Below are 9,213 nucleotides of genomic sequence, written 5' to 3' on the forward strand. Positions count from 1 at the left end.
TTTCTTTTAATCCCTTTTTTAATATTTAATTATCGAAAATACGGTTATTTAAATAAATGGCGCTCATTTATTTTATACTCATTATTACTTTACTTATTAAATGCCTATTTTCTTGTTATTTTGCCGTTGCCACAAACGTTTGATACTTGTAGCCTACAACCGGCTAATACACAACACATGCAACTCGCACCATTTTATTTCATACAAGAGATTAGTAGTCATACATCGGCAGTTTTAACGAAACCAGCTACTTATTTCTACTTATTAAAAGAGTCTGCGTTTTTACAAGTTGCCTTTAACGTTCTATTAACTGTTCCATTCGGTATTTACTTACGTTATTATTTCCGACGTAATTTCTTACAAACAATTTGCATTTCCTTTTTCCTTTCACTATTTTTCGAGCTAACACAAGTGACTGGATTATACGGTATATACAATTGTGCATACCGATTATTTGATATCGATGATTTGTTTTTAAATACATTAGGTGGCGTAATTGGTTTTATCATTGCACCAATATTTACGTACTTCCTTCCGAAGACAAACGAGTTAGATAGTCATATTGATTTGGAAACGAAACCAGTCGGATTCATTCGTCGCCTTATCGCGATGCAAATTGATTGGATTTTCTTATCTATCGTCGTACCTGTCGTTAAAAACAAAGGAAATTCTTTCTTCGTTTCTAATATGCAATCTTACACCAATATGTATGAACTCATTTTCATTACGTGTTCAATCCTTATTTACTTTATTATTATTCCATACTTTACTAACGGAAAAACAATTGGGAAAGCATTGCTTCGCATTCACGTGAAAGGAAAATCAAATCGTATTACATTAAAAGAACTATTTATTCGCTACGGTATATTTTATTTTGCGTTAGGCGGAATCAATTATATTCTTTCTAGTAGCTCTATTTTAAATCACACAGAGCCTTTAGTATTACTCGTTACATTGTTATTCTTATTCATCATTAACGGCCTATTTATTATTCATGTTTTACTACATGTATTTAGCCGGGATAAACTACTATTTTATGAACATATTAGTCATACAAGAAATGCAATTACACTAAAAAAAGGTGACAAATAATTATTTGTCACCTTTTTCATATACATAATGTGAAACTTTAATTAGCCCTCACCTAACTTCTTTGCTTCCACTGAATTTTGAGGTAGGGGTCTTACTGCCTGACAAATAGCGGGATAAATAACTTCTCCGCATAAGGATTAAAAAACATTCCAAGTTCATCTAGAGATTTCCTCACCTGTAAAAACGAATGAAACTCTGGATATATATATTGTAATTGTTCATACGATAATGTATGCATTTTCCCCCAATGTGGACGCCCTTCATACTTCAGAAAAATCTTTTCCACTTCGCCAAAGTAAGCAGCATATTTCATACCTTTATACATATGAACAGCGATATATGCTGAATCTCTTCCATAGGCCGGACTAAGCCATATATCATCCCCTTTCACATAGCGGCATTCGATTGGGAAGTGCACCTTATACTTTTTCTTTTCAATAAGATTTGAGATTTCTTCTACAACCGTCCTCATATACTTTGAAGGAATGCTATACTCCATTTCATAAAATGGCACCGTACGTGATGTAGCAAATACTTCATAGCTCGGGCCAATTATTTTTGTGTTTGGTACAGCTTTAGCTGATAACCGACTCACGCCTTTACTTATAGAAGGAAACCATTTACATCCTTTAGATAGTAAAGAGAACATCCTATTTTCAAGTAACTCCACCTTTAGTTTATGCCATTTCAAATCACTGCCTTTATTCGTTGTTTCGTTCGTAAGTTTCACTTGTACTTCATCAGAATAAGGAAAAACGAAAAATTCAAAATGACGATGCTTCTTATATTCTTCTAGTTTGTTCATTACAGTGGATAATGACTGTTTTTCACTTTCATAAACGAGTGAATACGCTGGAATAACCTTCAATTTTATCTTTACAATGATACCTAACATTCCAAGTGACAACTGAAACGCTCTCCAATATTCTACGTTCTCAGCTTCCGAACAAACTATACTCTCACCATTAGATAGAACTGCCGTAATCTCTATAACTTGTGTTGATAAACTCCCAAAGGTAATACCCGTTCCATGAGTCCCCGTACTAATCGCTCCTGCAATAGATTGCGAATCAATATCCCCTAAATTTTCTTGCGCATAACCTTTTTCCTCAAGTAACTTCCCTAAATCATATAACTTTGTTCCTGCCCATACTTCAGCAACCATCTTCTCTGCATCAATATTCACAATACCCTTCAATTCATCTAAAGAAACTAAAACTTCTTCCGTTTGCACAAGGGGGGTAAACGAGTGTCCTGAACCGACAACACGAATTTTCTTTCCCTTTTTTCGCGCAAGCCCCACAACTTCTACTACATCTTGTATACTTTCTGGATACATCGTATAATGCGGCGTTCCTTCTACATTCCCTGTCCAATTTCTCCACTTTTGTCCCTTTATAGAAAGCATTGGCCATCCCCCCGATATGTTGAATACTCCCCGACAATCTCTCCTTTTTTAACACGATACAAAAAAGGAAAGCGTTCACATAATTCACCAGCCTTACTATGACGAAACAAAATGGTCTCTCCTATATCCACTCGTTCCTCGCCGTTATAAAAAATTGGCGTTTGTACCTCGCCAGCACCTTCTAAAGCTAATAATTTTGCACCCTTCGGTCTCCAAACTTCAGGCTCTTTATCTTTTCCAACTGCTCCTGAAGCAATATATCCACCACCTAGGCAAGTGTAAATAAACGGGACTGGTTTACGCACAACTGGTAAGGCAAATCCGACCGCTGGATGAAATTTCACCTCTTTATAATAATCAAACAGCTTCGGAGAATAAAAAGCAGAACCTATTGTAATCTCTGAAACTGAATTATCTTTCTCGGTTGTTTTTATGCTTCCTGTTCCGCCTCCATTTACAAACCTTAGCTCAATACCAATGTTTTGTATTGCTTTTACAATATGTTCTCTTCTTTCTTTAACTTCTAGCACTGATTTCTGCTTTAAATACGAAATCACTTTACTTTTCAACCATTGATTCGGTATATAATCGCCCACCCCGGCAATTTGAGCTTCATATCCCATTACACCATCTAACATTAAATATGATGACCTTCTCACCTTTTCTACTACTTTCAACGCATCCTGCACATTTTTTACTGGGGACCTTTGTACACCAAAATGAAATTGAAAGAAGCGACTACTCATATCAATATCCAAACAAACACGAAAACATCCTTTAGATTGCTCAGCAATGTTTTCTAAATACACAATATGCTCTTCACAATCCACCATACAAGTTATAATGAAACCTTTCTTTGTTAACAAACTAATTTCATACAGAGCTCTTTCATCGTAAGCAGGATATCCAAGCAATAAATCATTAAATCCTTGTTCTATTAAAAATAAAATCTCTCTAGGTGAAAAGCACATAATACCTTGAAATCGATCATTTGCAGCTAGTATCTTTTGCATAATCGGAACAGAGCGTAACGATTTACTCGCTATACGAATCTTTTTATTTCCACTTAACTCTATAATCGATTGAATATTTCTATCTAAAGCCACTTCATCCAAAAATGCACACGGTAATGGAACTTCTTTAAAAATTCCTCGATCCACATTTTTCTCTCCTCTTCTCAATATGTCTTATACATATTGGAAAGAAAGTGTGATTTTCCTGTTTGCAAATAAAAAAAGTTTCTTCTTTACGAAGAAACTTTTTGAAACTACTTCATAGAAATAGTCGCCTCTACTGGATAATGATCAGAGTAATCATTATACGTATATTTTTGGAACCATGATGTAACAGTCCATTGTGGAGATTGCGGCTGTAACACCTTATTCTCTATATACGATGGGTTCGCATGGTCTTTACTTGCAATAATATAATCTAAATACTCAGCAGGACTATCAGGGAAATTATATTTTGCAATACTGTTTGTCGTTGCGTCCCAAGTTGCTGTATGTCCAGTATAAGATGGTACAGAAGCGTTCAATGTTTTAAACATAGATGCATACTCTGAGTCATTCTTGTTCTCTGCATTTATTTTATTTACGTTCATATCACCACCAATTAACACATACTCATTATTTGGTATATTTTTATTTTTAATAAAGTCTTGAATTTCTTTTAATTGGTCTGTACGTACAGATGCAGGTGAAGTTTTTCCGCACATACTATCTTCCGCTTGCAAATGCGTACCAATTACATGAACAAAGCGATCATTTTTCTTAATTTTCGTGTATACAAATCCTTTATTCGATAAATTATCTGGCCCGCATCCTTTTGCAAATACATATTGAATCTTTTCAGCGATTGGCCATTTGCTCACAATCGCAACGCCACCATCTTCAGGAGTTGAAGATGAATAGTTTCCTAACGTTTTATCCCATTCACTTCCACTACTACGACCTAATACTGCTGTTTGATTTGGATATTCTTTCTTCAAATTCCCTAATAAACGATCTGATGCGCTATTATCAAACACTTCATTTAATATAACTACGTCTTGATTCTTTATATAATCTGCCGCCCCGATTAAATCAGCACGCTCAGTTTGTCCCCAGTTCGGATATAAGTTTGTTGATAGCATATATACATTATGCGTCATCACTTTTAATGTATCGTTTTGATTTGTAGACGCTTCTGCTTGAGCTGACGTTCCACTATATAAAGCTCCTAGACCAACACCTAAGCTAAGTACACCTTTTAGCAATTTACCTTTCACGTTTCATACCTCCATGTATTGTATAGTGATAAAAAGGCCAAATACTCTATTCTGAGATTTGACCTTTTTTAAATACTTAACGATTTCCGTACGTATCAAACCAAAGCTGAATATATCCAGCAGTAACACGTTGTGCATCCATTAAACGCTTACCTGTCATTGGTGTAACTTCAGCGCGCCATTTATCTGCATATTCTTGTGATACAGCAGCTCTCACGAACCAATCTTTCGTATTATCATTTACAATGCCAGCGTAATCTTGTTTCGCAACTACTGCCGCTCCATGAATCCAATCTTCTGGATTCGTACCTTTCCAGTTCCAATATCCATTTCCATCCGTTACTTTATAGTTATCTTTTATCGTATCTACAAAGTTTTCATATTTAGAATGGAACCCTTGTGGATACGAAAGGTTCGTAAAGTTTGCTGCATGCATCGGTTGGTTTACATCCCCTAGATAATGAAGAGATAATCCTAAATAGAAGAATGCTTGTTTCATATCTTTATTTTTGTAAGACTCACCAGCTAATTTAAAATACTTAGCTCCAGTTTCCTTTGCCTGCTTTGCATACGGAATATAAGTTTTCCCATTGTCAGGGTCATAGAAATGTGAAGCAAATGTGCTATTATCATAATAAGGATTTTCATAGTCAGCAGCATAAATACCGTTCTCTAACTCCGTACGCCATTCATTTAATAGTGCAACTCGATCTTGTTTTACAAGTGTTGTATTACGAGACATAATATCAATTGCACGGTTTACAATCCATAAATGAGAATTCACGCCTTCTTTATGTTTATCTTCAGCAGACCAGCGCGGAATAACTCCAAATCTCTGTCCCCCATCATTTTCATGAGCAAATGCAACACTTTGTAATGGAGCAACTAATGTAATAGCTGCCGCTAAAGCAAGTACTTTCTTTTTCATATAAAATCCTCCATTTTATAATTGAATTATTGTAAACATTTTGTTAGGATCCTATGATGTCGTCCGGTTAACCTATGACTAGAATATCCCACCTTTCACGAAATTTCTATCAATAAATTAAAATATGCAAATGTTCATATCATTATAACTTTATACACAGTGAATATAATGAATGAATACACTTTCATTTTAATAAACTATTATTAAGGCTTGTCTAAACTAATGTAAAAAAAGAGTAAAGCATCTGAACGCTTTACTCTTTTTTTCTATTCGATAATATACTTGGCAATTGTACATTAACTGCTAACTTATGAATAAATCCAAACACTAATCCAATCCCAATAAATATGTATAAGATTGTAAATATCTTTCCGAAATCAGTTTGCGGACTAAAATTCCCATCACCGACAGTCGTCAACGTGACCACACTAAAATATAAAGCGTCAATAGGACGTAATTCTTCAACTGTACTATAAAAAATCGTACCCGATATTAAAGTCAAAATTGTTAATACGAATAATACTTGAAATTCTTTATCTTTCCACGCTCGTAAACAGGCTCTTAACATTCGCTTTAAAGTTAACAAAAATGAAAGCATTAGATTCTCCCTTCCAAACAAAAATACATTTAGTCAAAGGAAAGTCTATCACCTTTCAGTATAGAAAAAAAGTAGCCCTCTTCTATTTCTAGAAAAGGGCTACTCTATTCGATTCTATCTTATTTAGGTGAAACAAGAATTTTCACTTGTGTTTTATCTTTTACAAGTGCTTCAAATCCCTCTTCAACAACTTGATCGACTGTAATTTTTTTCGTAATTAATTTCTCTGCTTGAATTTGACCAGAGCTAATTAATTTAATAACAGCTGGGAAGATGTGACGGTATCCTAAAATACCAATAACTTCTTTTTCTTTTAATACTAAGTTATTTGGAGTAATTGTTGCGTCTTTTTCCCATACACTAACAATTACAGTTTGTCCTTCGAAGCTTGTACTTTCAATCGCTTGTCGTAGTACAACTTCAACACCTGTTACTTCAAAGCTAACATTTACACCTAAACCATTTGTTAAGTTACGAATTTCAGCTAACACATCTTGAGTTGCTGGATTTAATACATAATCCGCACCTGCTAATTTCGCTAACTCTTGACGTTCTTTAGAAAGTTCAACTGCAATAACAGGAGTCGCTCCTGCTGCTTTAGCTGCTTGGATAACAAGAAGTCCAATTGGACCGCAACCAAATACTGCTACAGCTTCCCCTTCTTTTAATTTACTTTGACGTACTGCATGAACTGCTACTGCTGCTGGTTCTACAAGCGCACCTTGTTCATACGTCATTTCATCTGGAATGTGATGAACCATATCTTCTGGTACTACTGTATATTCAGAGAAACCGCCGCCTTCTCCGCCAAGACCGTGGAAAACAAGTTGTTCACAAACATTGTAATGTCCATGTTTACAAGCTTCACATTTACCACAAGAATAAATTGGTTCTACAACAACGCGGTCTCCCACTTTATGAGATGTAACTCCTTCACCAATCTCTATTACCTCACCACTAAACTCATGACCTAAAATAACAGGTGCTTTCACATGTGTTAATGGATGTTCTTCTGTTGGAATAAAAATAGGCCCTGCTAAATATTCATGCAAGTCTGTCCCACAAATACCACACCATTTAACTTTGATTTTCACTGTTCCTGGTTTTACTGTTGGTTCTGGTACTTCTTCTACTCGTACATCACGTTGATTATGCCAAAGTAGTGCTTTCATTTTATACATCCCTCTCTATGTATATACTTAACCTGGTGAAGTTTACAATTCTATTATAATACTTCTATCCATATATTTCAAAAAAACAATCGCATCTCTACTAATTTTTTACAAATAACGTTCAATATTTTGTCACTTTGTACTTTTTTCCACATCTGTTAATTCAATTTCATTGCAGGTGAAATTAGCATTATGCCATAATAGCATAGGAGAGGTGAATATCGCTTGAAATATTTTATTTACTTTATCGTTATCGTGGCATTTTTAGATACATTTTCACAATTACCTATTATGAGTACTTTCGCTCAAAGCCTTGGAGGAACCCCTCTTATTATCGGGCTAGTTGTCGGTATGTACTCATTCGCTAATATGATCGGTAATATTATTGCTGGAGCAGCTGTCGATAAATTTGGTGCAAAAAAAATCCTTTATATAAGCATGGGAATTACGAGTTTCATAGTCTTGTTATACACCGTTGTTCAAAGTGGTGAACAACTATTAGTTGTTCGCTTTATGCATGGATTTAGTGATGGCTTTTTAATTCCTGCTGCCTTTACATTTTTATCAAAACAAACAAATGCAAAAAGACAAGGAAAAGCAATGGCTCTATCTGGTGCTGCTGTTGGAACAGCCGCAATCGTAGGACCGGCTTTCAGCGGTATTATGAAAGCAACAGCTGGCGTAGAATGGGTCTTCATTACTATTTCTATTTTAATGGCTCTTGGTACGATCGTATCTCTATTCTTCTTACCAAATAACGTATCAAGAAAAGATACATCAAGAACGCAAATGATGAACAAAGAAGATATGGTTGAACTTTTAAAATCAGAACCGTTATTACAAGCATATATTGGTGCTTTCACATTAATGTTTTCACAAGGAATTGTCACTTATATGTTACCAGTAAAAGTTGAGGCATTAGCGCTTAAAGCATCCACAACAGGCATGATGTTAAGTGTATTTGGTATAACTGCTATCCTCTTCTTCTTGCTTCCAACAAATCGTATTTACGATCGATTTAATCGTTCGAAACTAATGCTAATCGGAATTGCAGTTATGGCATTCGCATTATCTTTACTCGGATTATTTGCTACAAAAGGTATGCTCTTTATCGTAATGATAATTTATGGAATTGGATTCGCAATCCTCTTCCCGTCTATTAACGCTTTACTCGTTGAAAATACTACAGACGATAATCGCGGAAAGGCATTCGGATTATTTTATGCCTTCTTCTCGTTAGGAGTTGTTGCTGGCTCCTTTACAGTCGGCGCAATCGGAGCATCACCTAGCATCAGCTTCATTATCGGGACAGCATTTTTATTAACATTTGCTGGGATGATTTATGTAAGAAGCAAAGTAAAAAAGACAATGATGGGATAATCCATCGTTGTCTTTTTTAAAATGCATATTGATATAATCCGTAATATAATGGAAGCGTTGGAATAATTCCAATTACTTTAAATATAAAAGGTAACGGCTCATCTCGCTCTTCATATAAACGAAAAACAAAAACTGCAGTTAAAGTCCAAATGACGCTAAACAAGAAGATACATTTCCAAACAATTGAGGTTAATATTTGTATATCAAATACAAAACCAAAGAGCCCTATCCACGTAATAATAGAAACTACAAAGTCAAACTTTTGAATTGGTGTTTGAAACATGCCCCTTACTAACGAAATAATAGCTAACATTGCTACAATAACTAAATATATTTTCCAAAGCATTATGATAATCTCCTATTCAA

Annotated in this window: 9 protein-coding genes; 2 read left to right on the forward strand and 7 right to left on the reverse strand. The window is 35.0% G+C overall.

Features of this window, described 5'->3' with window-relative positions:
• The coding region (locus tag ACQGSG_RS23400; protein ID WP_426948139.1) for a VanZ family protein at positions 1-1,092 on the forward strand (1,092 nt) is incomplete at its 5' end.
• A gap of 91 nt (positions 1,093-1,183) precedes the next feature.
• Here the strand turns inward: ACQGSG_RS23400 and ACQGSG_RS23405 are convergent.
• The 6 genes from ACQGSG_RS23405 to bdhA all read right to left on the reverse strand — a co-directional run bounded on the left by ACQGSG_RS23405 (position 1,184) and on the right by bdhA (position 7,467).
• A complete protein-coding gene (locus ACQGSG_RS23405) occupies positions 1,184-2,500 on the reverse strand; it encodes a D-arabinono-1,4-lactone oxidase (RefSeq protein WP_000948950.1) in 1,317 nt (438 codons plus the stop codon).
• Complete coding sequence (locus tag ACQGSG_RS23410) at positions 2,488-3,660, reverse strand: amino acid deaminase/aldolase (RefSeq protein WP_000373747.1); 1,173 nt, start codon at positions 3,658-3,660, stop codon at positions 2,488-2,490. The genes ACQGSG_RS23405 and ACQGSG_RS23410 overlap by 13 nt, the downstream gene beginning before the upstream one ends.
• A 107-nt stretch (positions 3,661-3,767) precedes the next feature.
• The gene (gene sph, locus ACQGSG_RS23415; protein ID WP_000676797.1) at positions 3,768-4,769 is read right to left on the reverse strand and encodes a sphingomyelinase C; all 1,002 of its coding nucleotides are present in this window, start codon (positions 4,767-4,769) and stop codon (positions 3,768-3,770) included.
• A 76-nt stretch (positions 4,770-4,845) separates the two neighbouring features.
• Entirely contained in the window at positions 4,846-5,697 is an 852-nt protein-coding gene (gene cerA, locus ACQGSG_RS23420) for a phospholipase CerA (RefSeq protein WP_000730997.1), read from the reverse strand.
• A gap of 253 nt (positions 5,698-5,950) precedes the next feature.
• On the reverse strand, positions 5,951-6,295 hold the full coding sequence (locus ACQGSG_RS23425; RefSeq protein WP_000948209.1) for a potassium channel family protein: 345 nt from the start codon (positions 6,293-6,295) through the stop codon (positions 5,951-5,953).
• A gap of 119 nt (positions 6,296-6,414) precedes the next feature.
• Positions 6,415-7,467, reverse strand: coding sequence for a (R,R)-butanediol dehydrogenase (gene bdhA, locus ACQGSG_RS23430; protein WP_000645827.1), 1,053 nt, complete (start codon positions 7,465-7,467; stop codon positions 6,415-6,417).
• A 225-nt stretch (positions 7,468-7,692) separates the two neighbouring features.
• Between bdhA and ACQGSG_RS23435 the strand changes: the two genes are divergently transcribed.
• Entirely contained in the window at positions 7,693-8,847 is a 1,155-nt protein-coding gene (locus ACQGSG_RS23435) for an MFS transporter (protein WP_000873270.1), read from the forward strand.
• Between the two features lie 16 nt (positions 8,848-8,863).
• Here ACQGSG_RS23435 and ACQGSG_RS23440 read toward each other — a convergent pair whose 3' ends face one another.
• A complete protein-coding gene (locus tag ACQGSG_RS23440; protein ID WP_000964467.1) occupies positions 8,864-9,193 on the reverse strand; it encodes a hypothetical protein in 330 nt (109 codons plus the stop codon).
• Between the last annotated feature and the right edge of the window lie 20 nt (positions 9,194-9,213).

This window comes from Bacillus sp. GMa5/1, assembly GCF_050172015.1.
In the GTDB taxonomy this organism is placed as follows: Bacteria; Bacillota; Bacilli; order Bacillales; family Bacillaceae_G; genus Bacillus_A; species Bacillus_A cereus.

What these genes read in the sequence shown, in the direction of transcription:
- ACQGSG_RS23405 (WP_000948950.1), bottom strand. Translation starts at nt 2,500, where the DNA reads ATGCTTTCTATAAAGGGACAAAAGTGGAGAAATTGGACAGGGAATGTA.
- cerA (WP_000730997.1), bottom strand. Translation starts at nt 5,697, where the DNA reads ATGAAAAAGAAAGTACTTGCTTTAGCGGCAGCTATTACATTAGTTGCT.
- ACQGSG_RS23425 (WP_000948209.1), bottom strand. Translation starts at nt 6,295, where the DNA reads ATGCTTTCATTTTTGTTAACTTTAAAGCGAATGTTAAGAGCCTGTTTA.
- bdhA (WP_000645827.1), bottom strand. Translation starts at nt 7,467, where the DNA reads ATGAAAGCACTACTTTGGCATAATCAACGTGATGTACGAGTAGAAGAA.
- ACQGSG_RS23440 (WP_000964467.1), bottom strand. Translation starts at nt 9,193, where the DNA reads ATGCTTTGGAAAATATATTTAGTTATTGTAGCAATGTTAGCTATTATT.